Origin of the sequence: Mesorhizobium sp. C089B (genome assembly GCF_030323125.1) — a bacterium.
GTDB lineage: Bacteria > Pseudomonadota > Alphaproteobacteria > Rhizobiales > Rhizobiaceae > Mesorhizobium.
Map to the genome: position 1 here is coordinate 2139544 of NZ_CP100469.1, position 18476 is coordinate 2158019.

The 18476-nt window shown below is 62.8% G+C and carries 18 protein-coding genes; 8 read left to right on the top strand and 10 right to left on the bottom strand.

All coding sequences use genetic code 11. The features are described from left to right. Positions 1–35 precede the first annotated feature (35 nt). Both NLY44_RS10880 and NLY44_RS10885 read left to right on the top strand, forming a co-directional pair. Positions 36–1604, top strand: coding sequence for an ArnT family glycosyltransferase (locus tag NLY44_RS10880; RefSeq protein WP_023805459.1), 1569 nt, complete (start codon positions 36–38; stop codon positions 1602–1604). Positions 1605–1659: 55 nt separating this feature from the next. After that, a complete protein-coding gene (locus NLY44_RS10885; protein WP_050588905.1) occupies positions 1660–2967 on the top strand; it encodes a M24 family metallopeptidase in 1308 nt (435 codons plus the stop codon). On the opposite strand, the gene NLY44_RS10890 is transcribed toward NLY44_RS10885, so the two are convergent. Continuing rightward, positions 2932–3759, bottom strand: coding sequence for a phosphate/phosphite/phosphonate ABC transporter substrate-binding protein (locus tag NLY44_RS10890; protein WP_023805461.1), 828 nt, complete (start codon positions 3757–3759; stop codon positions 2932–2934). The genes NLY44_RS10885 and NLY44_RS10890 overlap by 36 nt on opposite strands. A 91-nt stretch (positions 3760–3850) precedes the next feature. Further along, complete coding sequence (locus NLY44_RS10895) at positions 3851–4861, bottom strand: fatty acid desaturase (RefSeq protein ID WP_031201844.1); 1011 nt, start codon at positions 4859–4861, stop codon at positions 3851–3853. Positions 4862–5085: 224 nt separating this feature from the next. Here NLY44_RS10895 and NLY44_RS10900 point away from each other — a divergent pair, with 224 nt between their 5' ends. Together NLY44_RS10900 and bmt are read left to right on the top strand one after the other, a co-directional pair. Next, the gene (locus NLY44_RS10900; RefSeq protein WP_023681768.1) at positions 5086–5943 is read left to right on the top strand and encodes a helix-turn-helix domain-containing protein; all 858 of its coding nucleotides are present in this window, start codon (positions 5086–5088) and stop codon (positions 5941–5943) included. 114 nt (positions 5944–6057) lie between these two features. Beyond that, the gene (bmt, locus tag NLY44_RS10905; RefSeq protein ID WP_023805462.1) at positions 6058–7080 is read left to right on the top strand and encodes a betaine--homocysteine S-methyltransferase; all 1023 of its coding nucleotides are present in this window, start codon (positions 6058–6060) and stop codon (positions 7078–7080) included. 8 nt (positions 7081–7088) lie between these two features. Here the strand turns inward: bmt and NLY44_RS10910 are convergent, their stop codons facing one another. The 7 genes from NLY44_RS10910 to NLY44_RS10940 all read right to left on the bottom strand — a co-directional run bounded on the left by NLY44_RS10910 (position 7089) and on the right by NLY44_RS10940 (position 14952). Continuing rightward, positions 7089–7355 (bottom strand): hypothetical protein, encoded by a 267-nt coding sequence (locus NLY44_RS10910; protein ID WP_023753429.1) that lies wholly within the window; start codon positions 7353–7355, stop codon positions 7089–7091. Between the two features lie 240 nt (positions 7356–7595). Further along, on the bottom strand, positions 7596–9707 hold the full coding sequence (locus NLY44_RS10915; RefSeq protein ID WP_023805463.1) for a vWA domain-containing protein: 2112 nt from the start codon (positions 9705–9707) through the stop codon (positions 7596–7598). Between the two features lie 2 nt (positions 9708–9709). Then, the gene (locus NLY44_RS10920) at positions 9710–10270 is read right to left on the bottom strand and encodes an RNA polymerase sigma factor (protein WP_023696454.1); all 561 of its coding nucleotides are present in this window, start codon (positions 10268–10270) and stop codon (positions 9710–9712) included. A gap of 215 nt (positions 10271–10485) precedes the next feature. Next, positions 10486–11664, bottom strand: coding sequence for a BaiN/RdsA family NAD(P)/FAD-dependent oxidoreductase (locus NLY44_RS10925; protein WP_023805464.1), 1179 nt, complete (start codon positions 11662–11664; stop codon positions 10486–10488). A gap of 95 nt (positions 11665–11759) precedes the next feature. Continuing rightward, positions 11760–12497, bottom strand: a complete 738-nt coding sequence (locus NLY44_RS10930) for a dienelactone hydrolase family protein (RefSeq protein WP_023691017.1) — start codon at positions 12495–12497, stop codon at positions 11760–11762. A gap of 104 nt (positions 12498–12601) precedes the next feature. After that, on the bottom strand, positions 12602–13288 hold the full coding sequence (locus NLY44_RS10935) for a hypothetical protein (protein WP_023805465.1): 687 nt from the start codon (positions 13286–13288) through the stop codon (positions 12602–12604). A gap of 89 nt (positions 13289–13377) precedes the next feature. Continuing rightward, complete coding sequence (locus tag NLY44_RS10940; RefSeq protein WP_023670403.1) at positions 13378–14952, bottom strand: trimethylamine methyltransferase family protein; 1575 nt, start codon at positions 14950–14952, stop codon at positions 13378–13380. 261 nt (positions 14953–15213) lie between these two features. Here NLY44_RS10940 and NLY44_RS10945 point away from each other — a divergent pair, with 261 nt between their 5' ends. Then, the gene (locus NLY44_RS10945) at positions 15214–15912 is read left to right on the top strand and encodes a cobalamin B12-binding domain-containing protein (RefSeq protein ID WP_023670402.1); all 699 of its coding nucleotides are present in this window, start codon (positions 15214–15216) and stop codon (positions 15910–15912) included. Between the two features lie 89 nt (positions 15913–16001). On the opposite strand, the gene NLY44_RS10950 is transcribed toward NLY44_RS10945, so the two are convergent. Next, entirely contained in the window at positions 16002–16142 is a 141-nt protein-coding gene (locus tag NLY44_RS10950; protein WP_023670401.1) for an entericidin A/B family lipoprotein, read from the bottom strand. A gap of 65 nt (positions 16143–16207) precedes the next feature. Between NLY44_RS10950 and NLY44_RS10955 the strand changes: the two genes are divergently transcribed. The 3 genes from NLY44_RS10955 (at position 16208) to NLY44_RS10965 (ending at position 18420) form a co-directional block, all read left to right on the top strand. Beyond that, complete coding sequence (locus NLY44_RS10955) at positions 16208–16837, top strand: DUF1638 domain-containing protein (RefSeq protein ID WP_023805466.1); 630 nt, start codon at positions 16208–16210, stop codon at positions 16835–16837. A gap of 114 nt (positions 16838–16951) precedes the next feature. After that, the gene (locus NLY44_RS10960) at positions 16952–17527 is read left to right on the top strand and encodes a DUF4893 domain-containing protein (RefSeq protein ID WP_023681777.1); all 576 of its coding nucleotides are present in this window, start codon (positions 16952–16954) and stop codon (positions 17525–17527) included. Positions 17528–17637: 110 nt separating this feature from the next. Further along, positions 17638–18420: a formyl transferase gene (locus NLY44_RS10965; RefSeq protein ID WP_023746829.1), complete on the top strand. Its 783-nt coding sequence runs from the start codon at positions 17638–17640 to the stop codon at positions 18418–18420. Positions 18421–18476 lie beyond the last annotated feature (56 nt).

Genomic DNA, 18476 nt, shown 5'->3' on the forward strand with positions numbered 1-18476 from the left:
AGGGAGCGTGAGATCGTGTAAGGGGCCTTCGGCAGTTGGCCGCAGGCATTTCCCTCGATGAGAAGACGATCCCCTTGCAGTATCTAGAGAAATGGACGGACTGGCTCGGCGAAGGCAAGGTCGGTCCCTTCAACGCCGCACTGGTCTGCGTCGCGGTCTATTGCGTCGTCCAGATCGTGGTGATGGCGCTGCTGTCCCATGTCGTAGGAACCGGTGTCGGCGTCGACGATTCCGAACAGCTGATGTACATGCACTACCTCTGGGCTGGCTATGGTGGCTCGCAGCCGCCGCTCTACACCTGGCTTGCCCGCCTCGTCGCCGCCGTGGTCGGAACGAACATCCTGGCGCTCAAGATCGTGAAGTACCTGCTGATCGGAGCGGCGCTGGCGTCGGTTTTCATCGCTGTCCGCCGCCTGGGCTATTCCAGCCGCGCTGGCGCCGCCGCATTGTTCGGCCTGCTGTTGTTTCCGCAGATGGTGTGGGAGATGCAGCACGCCCTCACCCACTCGATCGCCGCTTTCTGTTTTTCAGTGGTGCTGTTTCTTGCGCTCGTCGAACTGGTGCAGCGGCGTTCCCTGGCCACCTATGTGCTGTTTGGCGTGGCGATGGCCGCCGCCATCCTGTCGAAATACAACAACGCGATCTTTCTCGGCGCGCTGATCCTGTCCACCCTGTCGCTGCGCGAAACGCGCGGCGTCATCCTCAACCGCCGGTTTTCGATCAGCCTTGTCGTGGCGGTGCTGCTTTGCCTGCCGACGCTCTACTGGAACCTGACCTACACCGACCAGTTGCTGTCGCACAGCGGCGGCTTCGGCATGGGCAGAGGAGAAAGCGCCATACAAACCGCATTCTACGGAATGCGCGGACTGGGCAAGGCTATCCTGTATTTCGCCGTGTTGCCGGCCGGCATATTCGTCGCGGCTTTGCTCATCGCATGGAAAAAGCCGGCGCCGGCTCTGCAACCGGCGCCATGGACCGAGAAACTGGTGTGGCGCACCATCGCTTTTGCCCTGGCGATGACCATCGTGCTCGTCCTGGCGAGCGGGACGACGCAATTTCGCGATCGCTGGATGCTTCCCATCCTTGTGTTGCTGCCGGTCGCGCTGGCCTTGCGGATGGATGCCAGAGGCGACAAGGGAAGGAAGGTGCAGGACGTCGTCGTCTTTGTCGGCGCAACGCTTGCCATGCTCGTGCTGCCGGTGACTTGGTACACGCACCTCAATGGCGGCGACAGCCGCGGCAGCATCGTGCGTGTCGACTACCAGTCGCTCTATGGCCAGCTGACGGCAAACGGTCCGGTTCGCACGTCGATATCGAGCTGGCACTGGGTGGGAAATCTGCGTCTTGTCGATCCCGATCTGGTCGTGCTCGACGACGAGATGCCGGACTTCGGCCATTTGCTGATCGAGCCGGCGGTGCTCGTGATGGCCAATGACAAGGAACCTCCTGAGGGCATCCTGCGGGCCTTGAGCGAGGCCGGCTATGTCGCTGACGGCTCGCCGCAGCAGTTGGTCGTCCCGATGCTGTTCGACAGCGAGCCGCCCACCCGCACGCTGACGGTCACGCGGCTGAAGAAAGCGGCCGCGGGCGCAGCGCCACAGTAAGTCGGCAGGGAGGCGTCGGGTGGAGAAACAAGGGTTCGGCCGTCACCGCAAGATCATGCCGTTCGAGCCGGGCTCCGTCGAAGCCTTGCGCGACGCCTCGCGCCAGAAAGCGGCGTCGCTGAACCAGCATGTGCTGGGCTATGGCGCGCTGGCTGAAACCGAATGGCAAGCGGCAGGCATCGCCGCGCCCGATTTTGCCGCTATGCGCCAATACCGGCTCGAGCGCATCCGAGCCGAACTGAAGCGCCGAAACTACGCCGGCGCGCTGCTCTACGACCCCGTCAACATCCGCTACGCCACCGATTCGACCAACATGCAGCTGTGGGTCGCGCACAATCCGACCCGCCACTGCTTCATCGCCACTGAGGGACCCGTGGTGCTGTTCGACTATTTCTCCTGCGAGCATCTGTCCGACCATTCCGGCGTCGTTGACGAGGTGCGGCCGGCAGTGTCGTGGATGTACCTCTATGGCGGTGAGCTGACCGAGCACAAAGTCCGCCGCTGGGCGGCCGGCATCGCCGATCTGGTCAAGGAGCATGGCGGCGGCAACAGCCGCATTGCGGTCGACCACATCAACCCGGAAGGCGTCGAGGAACTCGCCCGCCTCGGCATCTCGATTGGCAATGGCGAAGCGGTGATGGAAAATGCGCGGCTGATCAAATCGCCGGACGAGATCCTCGCCATGCGCCGCGCCATCGTCGCCTGCGAGGCGGCGATGGGCGAGATGGAAGCGGCGTTGAAGCCGGGCATTTCCGAAAACGAATTATGGGCCGAACTCCACCGCGGCAACATTGCGCGCGGCGGCGAATGGATCGAAACCCGGCTGCTTGCCTCGGGGCCGCGCACCAATCCGTGGTTCCAGGAATGCTCATCGCGTGTGATCGAGGAAGGCGACCTCGTCGCCTTCGACACCGACCTGATCGGTCCCTACGGCTTCTGCGCCGATCTCTCCCGCACCTGGCTTTGCGGTGACGCCAGGCCGTCGAACGAGCAGCGCGACCTGTTCCGCATCGCCGCCGACCAGATCGCCCACAACACGCAATTGATGCAGCCCGGCATATCCTTTCGCGACCTGGTCGAACGCTCCGTGGTGCCGCCGGGAGATTGCTTCCCGACACGCTACGGCGTGCTCTATCACGGCGTCGGCCTGGCCGACGAGTACCCGACCCTGCCGCATGCAAGCGACTGGACGCCGGACACGCCCGATGGCGTGCTGGAGCCGGGAATGGTCCTGTGCGTGGAAAGCTATATCGGCCGTCTCGGCGACCATGAGGGCGTCAAGATCGAGGAACAGATCCTGATCACCGAGACCGGTAACGAGCAGCTTTCAACCTACCCGTTGGATGCGAGGCTGCTCGGCTGATCCGGCAAGCGCCTCGCGCAGAGCCTTGAGCGTCTTTTCCGGCGTCGTCCTGGCGGTGATGTAGGGCAGGCCTTTGCGCCTTGCCGTCCAGCCGACGACCTTCACGGCGTTTGCCGCAGGCTCGAAACGCTGCGCCAGCGCCCAGCTCTCACAGTCGATGGCAGCTATATCCGCCTTGCCCTCGGCGACCGCGACGATCGAGCCGCGATGGCCACCGCTCTCGCTGCACGAGGGAAACATATCCAGGCTCTCGCCGGCGGCCTGCAGGTCGCGCGTCAGCGCGATGATGCCCGACATCGAATCGAGGCTGTTGTAGGTAAAACACTTGCCACGCATCAGATCGAGCGGCAGCAAGGCTTTGCCATCCGCGGGCGAGCGAACCTCCGGTCCCTCGCCCGTCCGCATCACCAGCGCGCTCGAATAGAGTTCGCCTTCGCCGCCCTCGTAAGCGTCGTAGCTCGGCTGGCCGACCACCTGCACATGCTTGCTCAGGCCGAGTTCCATCGGCCCCCAGCAGGTCTGCGCGAACAGCAGCGCCGGATGCAGCCAAAGCTGGTGATGGTCGAGTTCGTCCGGCGGCAGTATCGCCGGATCGGGCGCGATCAGTCTGCCCTCGGCGTCGTGGATACCGCCCGGCACCGGCGGCAGGTCGCCATTGCGGCGCACGATTGTCTGCGGCCCATCGACGCCCTTGTGCCGAAAAGCATCGCGCAACGCTGCCCATTGCGCGTCGACCTCGCCGCGCACTTCGGGCCAGTCATACATCGGCAATGCCGCAACCAAATCACTCATGCCGACACTCAATCATCATGGCTCGGGAAAGGATCGCAAAAACGCGGCGTCCAATCAGAATTGGCCGACACGGGTTCGGGAAGTCCGGGGATTATTCCTTCGGCGGCTCGGCCGGAACCGGCGCGCTGCCAAGCCCGCTGATGCTGCGCGCCCTGATGCGCGGCTTGAACGCCCTGCCCGGCTCGGGCTGGCGGCGCAGCACCGGGTGCACGATCGGCTCCTTGGCCTTGAAGGCGTAGGCTTTGATCAGTGCGAAATAGTTCGGATAGGCGTAGCCATTGTTCATCCGCAGCCACTCGTCGCGGCGGTCGGCAAACAGTTTTGGCAGCCTGTACCAGGCAACGGTCGGGGTCTTGTGGTGAACGAAGTGCAGATTGTTGTTGAGGAACAGGAACGACAGCGGCGAGCGCTCGATGATCACCGTGCGTCCTTCAGGGTGCTCGGACCACTGATGTTCGGCGAAAGTCCGGACCGCGATCAGCGACTGGCCGAGCCAGACCGGCACCAGAATGTAGAGCCATACCGGAATGCCGAAGCCGAACTGCACGATCGGCACCACGATGGCGAGGCCGATCGCATGCAGCAGCCATGCCTTGCCGATCACCTTGTCGCCGGCAATCACATGCCTGGCGTCGTCGACGAAGAAACCGATGCAGGACAGCCAGGGGCCGAGAAAGAAACGGCCGGCCATGGTGTTGTTGATCTTGAGCAGGAATTTCATCGTCGGCGGCAGATCGTCATGCATCCACAACGCCTGGTAATAGCTCTCGGGATCGTCGAGCGGATCGGTCAGGCGCTCGTCGGCGTGGTGGCGCAAATGGAGCGTCTTGAAGCGACGGAACGGCCAGACCAGGCCGATCGGCAGGAAGACGAAGGCTTCGTTGATGAGCGCGCTGCGCGTCGGATGGCCATGCAGCACTTCGTGCATGATCGACGACTGCAAGGCCAGGATGAAGCCGAGGAGAAGAAGTGCCGGGGTCGGATAAGAGGGCCAGAGCAGGAGCCCGGCAGCGAGCCACATTCCGTAACAGAAGAAAGCGAGGACCACGGTCGGCCACTCGATGGCCGCTGCGTCGCGTCGCTTGATGCACTTGCCTGTCATGCTATCGACCACTGCCCCTCAGTCGCCGGAATTGGTTCCTGACAGCATAGTGTCAGGAGAAGCGATTCCGCTCAACGAGACAAAGTGTACAAAATGTTGCGATTGCGCATTTTTGACCGCAGATGTTATACATTGTAAACAACCCTACGGATTCATTTACGCTGGAAGTGCTGAATCGACGGCTCGGGCGCAAATTTTTCCTAAGAGAGCGCGGAGAACGAACAGTGGACAAACGGGACCTTTCGGCAATCTTCCGGGAGCGCCTGAAGCTGCTCCTGACACGGTCCGATCTCAACCAGTCAGCTTTCGCGTCAGCAGTCGGCATCGACCGGTCGGCGCTGTCGCAACTGATGTCCGGCGCCTCGACGCGCCTGCCACGCGCCGAAACGCTGCTCAACATCGCCGCCGAATTCAAGATCTCGCTGGACTGGCTGCTCGGCCTCTCCCAGGACGAAGGCGTCACCGGCGAAATCCGCGAAAGCCTGGAGATCGAAGAGGCGCCCGACGGCTTCGACCGCACGCTGCTCGCCAAATGGTTCGCGGAAGCCGCAGGCACCAAGATCCGCTATGTGCCGGCCGGCATTCCCGATCTCCTGCGCACACGCCAGCTGGTCGACTACGAAGCCAACATCACCAACCGCAGCCGTCTGGCGCAGGCCAGCGAGACGCAGTACCGCATCGAGTACAACCGGCGCCCTGAGACCGATATGGAGGTCTGCATGCCGCGCCACACGCTGGAGATTTTCGCCCGCGGCCTGGGCGTCTGGGACCGCTTTCCCGAGGCTGACCGCCGGCAGCAGCTTGCCCATATGGCGACGCTGCTTGACGATCTCTACCCCACCTTCCGCCTGTTCCTCTATGACGGCCGCATGCGCTATTCGATCCCGCTGACAATCTTCGGTCCCTACCGCGCCGCCATCTATGTCGGCGACATGTATGTCGTGCTGAACGCCACCCAGCCGGTCCAAGCGCTGACCCAGCATTTCGACAATCTGATCCGGGCCGCCGACATCAACCCGCATGAGGCCGCCGCCTACGCGCGCAATCTGGCCGGCGCGTCATTTCCATCGGGTTCTGCCTGATCCCCAACGCCCCGGAAAGGTGCGCCGCGCGGCATTGCAGGTTGCAAACACATTGACTGGACATAAAGACTTCTTTATATCCTTATTCCATTCAAATATCTGAAAGTCGATCCGATGACCGCGAACAATCCCATCGATGCTCTGCTGGCCGAAAAGGGCGTGCTGCTCGCCGATGGCGCCACCGGCACCAATCTGTTCGCCATGGGTCTGGAGGCCGGCGAAGCGCCGGAGTTGCTGAACGAGACAGCGCCCGACACCATCACCAGCCTGCACCAGAATTTCGTCGACGCCGGCGCCGATATCATTCTCACCAACTCGTTCGGCGGCACGCGCCACCGGCTGAAGCTGCACCATGCGCAGGACCGCGTGCATGCGCTGAACAAGCGCGCCGCCGAGATTGCCCGCGCGGTCGCCGACAAGGCCGGCAGGAAAGTCATCGTCGCCGGCTCGGTCGGCCCGACCGGCGAGTTGCTGGTGCCGCTCGGCGCCATGACCTATGACGAAGCAGTCGAGGCTTTTGCCGAGCAGATCGAGGGTCTCAAGGAAGGCGGCGCCGAAGTCGCCTGGATCGAGACCATGTCTGCGCCGGACGAAATCCGCGCCGCGGCGGAGGCCGCCATCCGCGTCGGCCTGCCCTACACCTATACCGGTTCATTCGACACTGCCGGCCGCACCATGATGGGCCTGCTGCCCAGGGATATCCACGGCGTCGTCGACGGACTTTCAGAGACACCGCTCGGTGTCGGCGCCAATTGCGGCGTCGGCGCCTCCGACATCCTGGCCTCGCTGCTCGACATGACCGAGGCGAAGCCGGAAGCGACGGTGATCGTCAAGGGCAATTGCGGCATTCCCGAATTTCGTGGCACCGAGATCCATTATTCCGGCACGCCGGAGCTGATGGCCGACTATGTCCGGCTGGCGGTGGATGGCGGCGCGAAGATCATCGGTGGCTGCTGCGGCACGTCGTTCCAGCACCTTGCCGCCATGCGCAAGGCGCTCGACGCGCACACCAAATCCGAACGCCCGACCGTCGCGGCGATCGTCGAGCGCATCGGTCCGATGCGCAACAAGGTGGCGACGGAAAACACCGCCGAGACCAGCGAAGCCCGCCGCGAACGCCGCCGCACCCGGGCCTGATATCGAACTTATTCGCTGTTTTCAGCGTAACGCGATAGCGCCGTCTTGAAATCCAGGGCGGTGCTGTCGGCGCTTTCATTCATCGTCACCAGGTCACCCGACGACTGCGGATTGCCGATCTGCTCCAGCATGACGCGAAAGCGGTCATTGGTCAGCGCCGACTTTGCGGTATTCCGGGCTGCGTCGACGTCATCCATGATGCGCCTGGATTCTGGCGACAGCGTTCCCGACGCCTGCGTGTGTCTCACCGCCGGCGTCGTGTTTCCAATGTTCATGATCTGCAATTCCCGGCTCCCCAAGCCCAGTCCCGACCCCATGCAATAATAGCAGGGCATTGCGATGACGTTCCGGAAAAGCTGCGCAATTTAACGATCAGGCGGATCATCTGTGCGCTTCGGATCAATCGATCCGAAAAAAGGCCGGCAGGGTTTTCCCCGCCGGCCTGCCTCACCCGCCCGTAGCCGGTTCCCCGTATCAGAACGACCCCCGTCTGAAAGGAACCGGCTGTATTGCCACTACCGGTTACCGCCGAGCGCCGAGGCAAGGCGCACAAGCGAAAGGAACTCGGACCTGTACCCAAACGGGTCGGCTCCTCGGGCGGCGGTGGCAATCTCCATGATCTTGTCGTAGCCGAACTTCGCGGTCGCATCCTCGTCGCGCAGCTTCTGGCCGAAGGCGGCGACAGCGATGGAGAAACGCTGGTCGGTGCTGGCCTGGTCGAAAGACTGGACCTCGTTGGCCGACGTCACCGGCGTGGTGATCAGCTTCGAGACGTCTTCGTTCGGCAGCTTGTAGCGGATCTTGACGAATGCATATTCGTCGGCATTGGCGACGCCGCCATTGTTGACCGTTGCCTGGCCGTAGCGCAGCGGATCCATCTGCTCGCCGCCACTGCCCTTCGGCGTGATCTCGTAGATGGCCGTCACCGAATGACCTGAGCCGATATCGCCGGCATCGACGCGGTCATTGTTGAAGTCCTCGCGGTTCAAGGCGCGGGTTTCATAGCCGATCAGCCGGTACTCCGAGACCTTGTCCGGATTGAACTCGACCTGGATCTTGACGTCCTTGGCGATGGTGAACAGCGTCGATGAGGCATCCTCGACCAGAACCTTCTCGGCCTCGGCCAGCGTGTCGACATAGGCGGCGGTGCCGTTGCCGTTCTGGGCGATGGTCTGCATCATCTGGTCGTTCAGATTGCCGCGGCCGAAGCCGAATACCGACAGGAACACGCCGGTCCTGCGCTCCTGCTCGATCAGCCGCTTCAGATCGTCGTCATCGGTCTGGCCGACATTGAAGTCGCCGTCCGTGGCCAGCATCACACGGTTGATGCCGTCCTTGACGAAGGACTGCTGGGCAAGCCTGTAGGCTTCCTTGATGCCCGCCTCGCCGGCCGTCGAGCCGCCGGGCGACAGATTGTCGATGGCGTTGAGGATCTTGTCCTTCTCGGTAACCTTGGTCGGCATCAGCACGGTGCCGGCGTCACCGGCATAGGTGACGATCGAGATGGTGTCGTCCGCCTTGAGCTTGCTGACCAGCAGCCGGAAAGCCGACTTGAGCAGTGGCAGCTTGTCAGGCTCGTCCATCGAACCCGAGACGTCGATCAGGAACACCAGATTGGCCTTGGGCTGCTCGACCGGCTTGATGTCGAAGCCCTTGATGGCGACGTGCATCAGCTTGGTGTGCCCGTTCCACGGCGTCGGCATGACGCTGACGGTCGAATTGAACGGCGTCGAAGCCGAGTCCGGCCCCTTCCAGTCATAGGGGAAGTAATTGACCATCTCCTCGACGCGCACCGTGTCGGCCTGCGGCAGGTAGCCCTGCTTCAGCGAGCCGCGGACGAAGGAATAGGAAGCGGTGTCGACGTCGATCGAGAAGGTCGAGACCGGATCCTGAAGCGCTGCATGCACCGGATTGGTCTTGAAATCCTCGACGCGGTCGCGGTTTGGCTCCTGCGGCGCAATCTGGTCGGCCGGCATGGTAGAGGTCTGCGCCAGGTACTTGGATTCGGTCGCGCCGGCCATGCGGTCGACCCGCGCGCCGCCGGCCGGGGCAGCGGTGCCGTCAAGCGAAAACTCGCGGCTCTCAACTGGCGCAGGCTCGGCCAACACGCCGCGCCCCAGCGCATCCTGCTGCGCAGGGGCGACAGCAACGGTCGATTCGGGCTTCGGCGGCGCGGGCGGCGTAAGCGTCGTAGTAGTGTCGCGGCTTCGCGCGTCGGCGTCGGCCTTCTTGTCGCCTTCAGGCGCCTGCTTGTCTTTTACCGGCGCGTTGATCGCCGGCCCATTGGTTGCCGGCTTGTCGGCCAGCGTCTCAGTGATCTTCTCGTCGCTGCCGAACGGCGACGGCTGTTCCCTCAGCATATGAAAGGTGGCGTATCCGGCGATCGGCAGGGCGACGAGCCCGGCAATGGCTGGCGTGGCGATGAGTTTCTTTTGCATGATCTCGCTCCAGAGCTTTTGTGCTCGCTCTGTGAGACGAAGCCCGCCGACCGATCCTTGGGTGACGGCAGAAATATTTTCCTGATCATAGGCGCTCATGGCGGCTTCGAAGGCGCGTGCCTTCGCGCTTTCGCCCGGCGCCGGTACTGCTGCGTCGCGCAGCCTGTTGAGTTCGTTGTCGTCGACCATGGTCACACTTCCCCGGCTGAACGCATCAACGTCTTCAGCCGTTTCTTCGCTTCATGGATGTGCCAGGAAACCGTCGTCTCCGAGATTGCCATCGCCTCGGCGGCGGCCGCGTGGCTCAAACCTTCGCCATAGACCAGAAGTACTGCATCGCGCTGCTTGTCCGGCAATTGCCGCACCGCTGCCCAGAGCGCCTCAGTCGGATCTTCGGGCTCGGCCGAGGCCTCTCCCGAAATCATGCTGTAGGCGCCGAAAGCCTCGGTCTTGACGTTTTCGCGCGTGGTCTTGCGCATCATGTCGCGCGCCGCGTTCAGCGTCACGGAATAGAGCCATGTCGTGAACGCGCCGCCGCCGCGATAGTCGCGGATCGCCTTGCCGAGACGGACACAGACCTCCTGGGCGATGTCTTCGGCATCGGCCTTCTTTCCGCACCAGCGATAGGCGGCGCGATAGACGAAGTCGTAGTGCCGCTCCAGCAATTTGCCGAAGGCACCCCTGTCTCCGCCCTTCGCCCGCCCGATCAATTCGGCGTCGGAGGCTTCGCTTTCATCCAGCATCATCGCCATCATTTGCCTGTTGGACGAAGGCTAATGGCCAATCCTTGGGGTTATGGAAAGATTTTTTTCCGAGGCGACGGATGCACGCGCAACAGGTGCGCTGAGATTCAGGTGAGGCCGAGCCGAAAACGATGGATTTCGAGAACCGGAGTGGAGCGTACTTTTGGTACGCGAGCACCGGAAGCACTGAAAGCCGTCGTTTGCAGGCCGGCCTCACCTGAATATCAGCACACCTGGCCCGAGGCCCAGCCGGACGACCAAGCCCACTGAAAATTATAGCCGCCCAGCCAGCCCGTGACATCGACGACTTCGCCGATGAAAAACAGCCCCGGCACGGATTTCGCCTGCATCGTCTTCTGATCGAGCCCGTTGGTATCGACACCGCCAAGCGTCACTTCCGCCGTGCGGTAACCCTCGGAGCCGGCCGGCTTGATGCGCCAGTCGTTGACGGCGGCTTCGACGGTTTTCATTTGCAGGTCTGTCAAATCAGCGAGATTGCCATCGATCCCACTGCGCTCGGCGACTGCTTGCGCAAGGCGCTTCGGCAAATGGTTTGCAAGCACCGTCTGCACCGCTTGCCTGCCGTTGACGCGCCGGGCGGCGCGAAGCAGTTCCGCCACATCCCTCCCCGGCAGCATGGCGATGCGGATCTCGTCGCCCTCGCGCCAATAGGACGATATTTGCAGGATGGAAGGCCCGCTCAAGCCGCGATGCGTAAACAGCATCGCTTCTGAAAACCGCGTCTTGCCGCAGGCGACTTCGGCATCGACGGCATTGCCGGCCAAAGGCGCCAGCCGCTCCAGCGTTCTTGCGTCGAAGGTAAGCGGCACCAGCGCCGGCCGTGTTTCCACCACCGCAAGGCCGAATTGCGCCGCAAGCTCGTAGCCGAAACCGGACGCGCCCATTTTGGGGATCGACTTGCCCCCGCAAGCCACGACTAACGAGCTGCAAGCGACGCTGCCAGCGGAGAGCGTCAGCACAAACCCGTCCGCGGTCTTGCTGACGTTCCTCACCTCGGTCGACAACGCCAGTTCCACACCCCAATCCTGCATGTCGGAAACCAGCATGTCGATGATCAGCCGCGCCGAGCCGTCGCAAAACAGCTGTCCCAGCGTCTTCTCGTGATAGGCGATGCCGTGGCGTTCGACGAACTCGATGAAATCGCGCTGCGTGTAGCGGCTGAGCGCCGAGATGCAGAAATGCGGATTGCCCGAGATGAAATTCTTCGGGCTCGCATGGATGTTGGTGAAATTGCAGCGGCCACCGCCGGAGATGCGGATCTTCTCGCCGGGCTTTGCCGCGTGATCGAGCACCAGGACCGAGCGGCCGCGCTTGCCCGCCTCGATGGCGCACATCATTCCGGCCGCACCGGCGCCGATCACCACGACATCATAGGATTGCATCAGGCTGTTCGTTCCCGCTCGACCGGCGCTGTTTTAACAGGCCGCGCCAATCGTGCAGTCTCTACCCGTTCGTTGCGACTTCAGGCAACGCCTCGTTAGATCAGCGTCTCGGCGAACAGCGTCGTCAGTCGCTTCCAATGACGTTCGGCGCCGGCCGCGTTGAAGACGCTGTGGTCCGACACGCACCAGCCATGCGCCATGCCGGCATAGTTTTCGATGGCGTGGTCGACCTCCGCCACGCGCAGCGCCTCGACCAGCCGCGCCGACTGCTCCGGCGGAAAGCTGCGGTCGACGCCCGATGTCCCGACATAGACGCGCGCCTTGATCATTGCGGCCTTGCGGTGCGGGCTGTCGGCGGCATCGCTGGCCAGATTGCCGCCATGGAAGCTCGCCGCCGCCACGATGCGATCGGGATAGGTTGCAGCCGCATTCAAGGCCCGCGCCCCGCCCATGCAGTAACCGACGACACCGACCGGTCCGGTGACACCTTCAGCGGTAAGCGTGTCGAGGAACGCCCTGCTGTCGCGGATGGTCATGTCCTGTGTCGTGCCGTGGACCAACGCCGTCAGCGCGACCTTGGTCTCCTCGACGACGAAAGCGGTCTTGGGCTCGAACGGCCCGTAGGGTGCTTTGCGATAGAAAAGATCCGGCACCAGCACGGCATAGCCCTCGCCTGCCAGCCGTTCCGCCATTGCGTCGAGCGCCGGTCGCGGACCGAAAGCGTCCATATAGAGAATGATGCCGGCCCTGGACGAGGAAGCGGTCGCCGAGCGGAACAGCCCGGCTTTCGCCACGCCGTCCCCGGTCTTGATCTCAATGTCCTGCTTCGCCATGGCCCGCTCCGTTAAATGTCGTGCGATACATATAAGCAGGCACCGTCAGGGCAAGCCGTTCCCTGACAATCCCGTTCAACACTTTGTGCGGGCTTTCGACCCGGCTACAGGCCGGCAAACGCCGTCATGTGAAAGGCCTGAACCTCAGGCGGATAGCGATGGGCCGTGCCATACGGACAGGCGTTGCGGTCGAGGCAGCCGCCGCCGCGGCATGGTTCGCCCTTCGATCCCCGCACATGCGCCAGGCAAGCCTGATGAGCGAAACCATCCGCGGAATAGGCGTCAACCGGACAGGATTTCAGGCAAGGTTTTGCGACACAGGCGTCGCAAAGGTGAATCGCTTCGCGACGTTCAGGAAGCGCGATCTCATCCTCGAACAGCAACGCGCCGCGATAGGCATGCCAGAGCCCGTACTGCGGATGCATCAGGATGCCCAGCGGCGACGGTCTCAGCCCCTCCGCTCGCATCGCCCATTGCTGGAACGGCAGATAAGGTCTGTCCGAAGGCGAAACGGCGCGCGCGCCGAATTTCTCCGCCACCGCACCGATCACTGCGCGCGACCATGTGTCGAGCGGATTAGCAATGGTTTGCGGTTGCCGGTCGCGCCAGCGCAGGAAATGCGGCCAGGGTGCCGCTCCCGCCTGCCCCACCAACAGCACGGATTTGGCGGGGGCAACTGAAGGGCCATGCGGCGGCGTTTCGCTTGTTGCGAAATTGAAGCCGCCGCGCAGGATGAGGCCGTCGGCGGAAAGCGCGGCCGCTATCTCGTCAGCCGGGCGCCGCGCAATCATCCCTTCTTGTCCGGGTCGGAGAAAGCGCTCCGCCAGACTTCCTTGTGGATGATGTTGGCGACTTTAGCCCCGCCTGACTCGGGCTCCTTTCAGGTGAAGGCGTCAGCCATCGACGCCTTCTTCGTCGCTATGTAGTCCTTCAGGCCGTCGTCGATGCCCGGATCGAGATAAGGCGCCTCGTAGGTCTCCAGCCAGCGGCGGGCGAGTTCGTTGGCGCGCTGCGGCGCTGTCTTCTCGCCCTCGGCCAGCCACTGCTCGTAGGAATTGTTGTCGGCGATGCTGGAGCGGTAGAAGGCGGTCTGGAAATTGGCCTGGGTGTGGTCGCAGCCGAGATAGTGGCTGCCCGGGCCGACCTGGCGGATGGCGTCCATCGCCTGGCCGTTTTCCGAGAGGTCGACGCCTTCGGAAAACTTTTGCGTCATGCCGAGCTGATCGATGTCCATCATGAATTTTTCGTAGCAGGACGCCAGTCCGCCTTCGAGCCAGCCGGCCGAATGCAGGACGAAATTGGTGCCGGCAAGAATGGTCGAGTTGAGCGTGTTGGCGCTCTCGTAGGCGGCCTGCGCATCCGGAACCTTGGAGGCGCAGAGCGAGCCGCCGGTGCGGAACGGCAGACCGAGCCGGCGGGCAAGCTGTGCGGCGCCGTAGGAAACCAGCGACGGCTCCGGTGTGCCGAAGGTCGGCGCACCAGACTGCATGGAGATCGACGAGGCGAAGGTGCCGAACAGCACCGGCGCGCCGGGACGGATCAACTGCGTGAAAGAGGCGCCGGCCAGCACCTCTGCCAGAACCTGCGTCAGCGTGCCGGCCACCGTGACCGGGCTCATCGCGCCGGCAAGGATGAACGGCGTGACGATGCAAGCCTGGTTGTGACGCGAATAAACCTTCAGCGCGCCCAGCATGGTTTCGTCGAACACCATCGGCGAATTGGCGTTGATCAGGCTGGTCAGCACGGTGTTGTTTTCGACGAAATCGTCGCCGAACACGATCTTGGCCATGGCGACGGTGTCTTCGGCCCGCTCTGGCGCCGTCACCGAACCCATGAACGGTTTGTCCGAATATTTGATGTGGCTGTAGATCATGTCGAGATGGCGTTTGTTGACCGGCACGTCGACCGGCTCGCAAACCGTGCCGCCCGAATGGTGAATCGACGGCGCCATATAGGCGAGCTTCACGAAATTCCGGAAATCCTCGATCGTCGCGTAGCGCCTGACACCGTCGAGATCGCGCACGAAGGGCGGACCATAGACCGGCGCGAAGACCGTGGCGTTGCCGCCGATCTGCACCGAACGTTCGGCGTTGCGCGCATGCTGGGTGTAGATGGGCGGCGCGGTCTTCAGCAGCGAGCGGCAGAGGCCCTTGGGAAAATGCACGCGCTCGCCCTTGACGTCGGCGCCCGCCTCTTTCCAAAGCTGCAGCGCCTCGGCGTCGTCGCGAAAGATGATGCCGATCTCTTCCAGCACCGTATCGGTGTTGTTTTCGATAATCGCCAGGCCTTCCTCGTTGAGGACCTCATAGATGTTGATCTTGCGCTTGATATAGGTGAGCTGGGTGCCCGGTCCGCCGCCCGAGCGCGCCGCCCGCCTTGCAGCCGCGCCGCCGCTGGCAGCACGTCCACGTCGCGCATTGGACGCTTCCTGGTCGACTGACGCGTTTTCACTCATGATCGTTTTTCCCTAAAAACCGTTTGCGGCCGCGTATGGCGGCTTCTCGCCCGGATCGTAGCCATGCACCCTATTCGAAACGGCCCGCCAGCGCCAACGCCTGTCGCAAAATCGACAAGAATTCCAATAGATTTGCGGTCGCTTTCCTTTTGCGGGAAGTCGCAAATCAGCTATGGATACCTGCCCCCGCCGGGTTAGGTATTGACGCGATTATTTTAAGCCGCCGTGGTCGCATCCCGTGCGGCAAGGAGCCCGAGAAAAATGGCCGACGACGAGATCATCCTCTCCGAGCTTTCCGACGACGAGTTGGTGCAGCAGATGCACGACGATCTCTATGACGGGCTGAAGGAAGAGATCGAGGAAGGCACCAACATCCTGCTCGAGCGCGGCTGGGTGCCCTACAAGGTGCTGACCGAAGCTCTGGTCGAAGGCATGCGCATCGTCGGCGAGGACTTTCGCGACGGCATCCTGTTCGTTCCCGAGGTGCTGCTGTCGGCCAACGCCATGAAGGCCGGCATGTTCATCCTGCGCCCGCTGCTGGCCGCCACCGGCGCGCCGAAGCAGGGCAAGATGGTGATCGGCACCGTCAAGGGCGACATCCACGACATCGGCAAGAACCTCGTCGGCATGATGATGGAAGGCGCCGGCTTCGACGTCATCGATCTCGGCATCAACAATGCGGTGGAAAAATACCTCGACGCCATCGAGCAGCACCAGCCCGACATTATCGGCATGTCGGCGCTTTTGACCACGACCATGCCCTACATGAAGGTCGTCATCGACACGATGAAGGAAAAGGGCATCCGCGACGACTATGTCGTCCTGGTCGGCGGCGCGCCGCTCAACGAGGAATTCGGCAAGGCCGTCGGCGCCGATGCCTATTGCCGCGACGCGGCTGTGGCGGTCGAGACCGCGAAGGACTTCATGAAGCGCAAGCATAATATGCGCGCTTCAGCCTGATCTCTTCCGTAAGGCGTCTGGCCCACAATCGAAAGCCGCGCCTTGCAGCGCGGCTTTTTTGTTCCCAGCTATTGGAACGGATGGCTGCGTCAGGGTTTGGTGACGGTGTCGTCGACGGCTTTGGCAGTCGATTTGATATCCCGGCCGACACCACGGACGGTGTTGGCACAGGCCGTAAGCGCCAGGACGCAGGCAAGGATTGCAATCGGCGCAACGCGTAACAGTTTCATGGACGGTTTATCCCTCTCTCGATAGATTCGCCCCACAGCAACGAAGGCCGCTTCGACCGGGTTCCATGGCCAGAATGCAAAAAACGAAACCGAACCAAGACGACAGGCTGCTGGTCATCGCCTGTGGAATGATTGCGCGCGAAGTTTTGGCCGTCAAGGAGCAGCTCAAGCTCGACCATCTCGACCTGACCTGCCTGCCGGCGGAGTTCCATTTCTACCCCGACCGCATCGCACCGGCGATGGACAAGGCGATCGAAAAGGCCAAGGCGGAAGGCTATAGCAACATCTTCGTCGGCTATGCCGATTGCGGTACCGGCGGCATGCTCGACCGGGTCCTGGAGAAGCACGGCGTCGAGCGCATGGCCGGGCCGCACTGCTTTGCCTTCTACCAGGGCATGGACGCCTATGCGAAGGTCGCCGACGACGACATGATGTCGTTCTACATGACCGATTTCCTGTGCCGCCAGTTCGACGCCTTCTTCATGAAGCCGCTCGGCCTCGACAAGCACCCGGAGCTGATCAAGGAATATTTCGGCAACTACCAGAAGCTGATCTACATCGCCCAGACCGACGATCCGGAACTCGACAAAGTCGCCGAGAAGGCCGCGAAGATGCTTGGCCTCGCCTATGAGCGCCGCTCGACGGGCTATGGCGACCTGACGGCCGGGCTGGCGCAGGCCGCCGCCCACGCCTGAAGCGGTTCTTGAGCCGGGACGCTGTCGAGAACAGATGACAGGCCGCCGCGGATGGTTAAGTTGTGAGCAACAAGCAAACAGGCTGATTCAGCCATCCGAACACGGAACGTCCCGATGACCCCTCGCGTCCTGCTCTCCGCCCTTGGCCTCCTCTGCCTCGTCTTGCCCGCTCGCGCCGACGGCGAGGTGCAGAAGATCATCACGCCTGCCGACAAGGTGCGGCTCCACAAATATGGCGAGACCCGCAAGGCGGCGCTGGCCGAGGCAAAAGCGGGAGACCCGGCTGAGGTCAGCCAACTCGACGCGCTGCTGGCAAAGCCGATAGTGGCCTTTTCCGACAAGGACCTGAGCGGCAACTGGCAATGCCGAACCATCAAGGTGGGCCTGACCGGCCCGCTGGTCATCTATGGCTGGTTCAAGTGCAAGGTCACGGACGATGGCTCCGGCTGGCAGCTGGAAAAGGTCAGCGGCTCGCAACGCACCAAGGGCCGTTTCTTCGACGATAGCGAAAAACGCGCGATCTATCTCGGCTCCGGCTATGTCAATGATAACAAGCCAAAACCCTATGGCAGCGGCCCGGAAAGCGACCAGGTCGGCTATGCCTTCCGCACCAGCGCCAATGAATGGCGCATCGAATTCCCGGCGCCCTACTACGAATCGAAACTTGACATCATCGAGTTCAAGCGCTGATCCGTTGGTCTCTCGCTGGCCCGGCGGTCATCAAGATTTAACCTCGCCCGGCACAGAATTGAGCCGGGCGGCGCACGGCAAATGGTTGCGCGCCGGCAAGAAAGCGCGCCATGGCATCAGCGGTTGAAAAAAGTGCTGCGATCGTCATCGTCACCGAAGGCGGGCCGCACATCTGGGCCATCGTCAACGCCATCGCCGACCAGTTCGGTCCTGTCAGCGTCATCCTCGAAAGCCCTGAATCCAAAAAACAATTGCTGCTCGGCCGGGCGCGCCGCCAGGGCTTGTTTTCGGCCATCGGCCAGCTTGGCACGATGGTGCTGACCAGGCTCGGCAAACGCTTCTTCGCCGGGCACGCGGAGCGGCTGATCGCAGCGCAAAAACTGCAGACAGAGCCGAGGCCGGGACAAAAGATCATCCACGTCTCCTCCGCCGACGGGCCCGATTGCCTGCAGGCGGTCGCCGACATCCGCCCGGGCGTGGTGCTGCTCGCCGGCTGCCGGATTTTGTCCCGGCAGACGCTGGCGCAAATGCCCTGCCCGGTGCTCAACTACCACGCCGGCATCGCGCCCAAATACCGCGGCATGAATGGCGGCTACTGGGCGCTGGCCTCCGGCGATCTCCAGAATTTCGGCACCACCGTGCATCTGGTCGACGCCGGCGTCGACACCGGCGGCGTGTTGAAACAGGCGCGCGGCAAGCCGGAGCCCGGCGACATCATTTCGAGCTATGCGTTGCGCCAGGCGGCGTTCTCGCGCGACATCTGCGTCGAGGCGGTCCGCGACGCCTTGGACGGAAAGTTGGCCACGATCGACCCCGGCCTGCCGTCGAAACAATGGTACCATCCGACGATCTGGTTCTATCTCTGGACCGGCCTGACCAAGCGGGTTTGGTAGCCAGCCTTCCCTCGGAATCTCGCCTTTCTTTTTGCGACTCTCAATAGCGTCGCTTT

Excerpts from the sequence above, each read along its gene's own strand:
- bmt (WP_023805462.1), top strand. The coding sequence starts at position 6,058 with ATGACCGCGAACAATCCCATCGATGCTCTGCTGGCCGAAAAGGGCGTG.
- NLY44_RS10940 (WP_023670403.1), bottom strand. The coding sequence starts at position 14,952 with ATGAGTGAAAACGCGTCAGTCGACCAGGAAGCGTCCAATGCGCGACGT.
- NLY44_RS10890 (WP_023805461.1), bottom strand. The coding sequence starts at position 3,759 with ATGAGTGATTTGGTTGCGGCATTGCCGATGTATGACTGGCCCGAAGTG.
- NLY44_RS10910 (WP_023753429.1), bottom strand. The coding sequence starts at position 7,355 with ATGAACATTGGAAACACGACGCCGGCGGTGAGACACACGCAGGCGTCG.
- NLY44_RS10960 (WP_023681777.1), top strand. The coding sequence starts at position 16,952 with ATGACCCCTCGCGTCCTGCTCTCCGCCCTTGGCCTCCTCTGCCTCGTC.
- NLY44_RS10955 (WP_023805466.1), top strand. The coding sequence starts at position 16,208 with ATGGCCAGAATGCAAAAAACGAAACCGAACCAAGACGACAGGCTGCTG.
- NLY44_RS10945 (WP_023670402.1), top strand. The coding sequence starts at position 15,214 with ATGGCCGACGACGAGATCATCCTCTCCGAGCTTTCCGACGACGAGTTG.
- NLY44_RS10915 (WP_023805463.1), bottom strand. The coding sequence starts at position 9,707 with ATGGTCGACGACAACGAACTCAACAGGCTGCGCGACGCAGCAGTACCG.
- NLY44_RS10965 (WP_023746829.1), top strand. The coding sequence starts at position 17,638 with ATGGCATCAGCGGTTGAAAAAAGTGCTGCGATCGTCATCGTCACCGAA.
- NLY44_RS10920 (WP_023696454.1), bottom strand. The coding sequence starts at position 10,270 with ATGGCGATGATGCTGGATGAAAGCGAAGCCTCCGACGCCGAATTGATC.
- NLY44_RS10925 (WP_023805464.1), bottom strand. The coding sequence starts at position 11,664 with ATGCAATCCTATGATGTCGTGGTGATCGGCGCCGGTGCGGCCGGAATG.
- NLY44_RS10885 (WP_050588905.1), top strand. The coding sequence starts at position 1,660 with ATGCCGTTCGAGCCGGGCTCCGTCGAAGCCTTGCGCGACGCCTCGCGC.
- NLY44_RS10930 (WP_023691017.1), bottom strand. The coding sequence starts at position 12,497 with ATGGCGAAGCAGGACATTGAGATCAAGACCGGGGACGGCGTGGCGAAA.
- NLY44_RS10935 (WP_023805465.1), bottom strand. The coding sequence starts at position 13,288 with ATGATTGCGCGGCGCCCGGCTGACGAGATAGCGGCCGCGCTTTCCGCC.
- NLY44_RS10950 (WP_023670401.1), bottom strand. The coding sequence starts at position 16,142 with ATGAAACTGTTACGCGTTGCGCCGATTGCAATCCTTGCCTGCGTCCTG.
- NLY44_RS10895 (WP_031201844.1), bottom strand. The coding sequence starts at position 4,861 with ATGACAGGCAAGTGCATCAAGCGACGCGACGCAGCGGCCATCGAGTGG.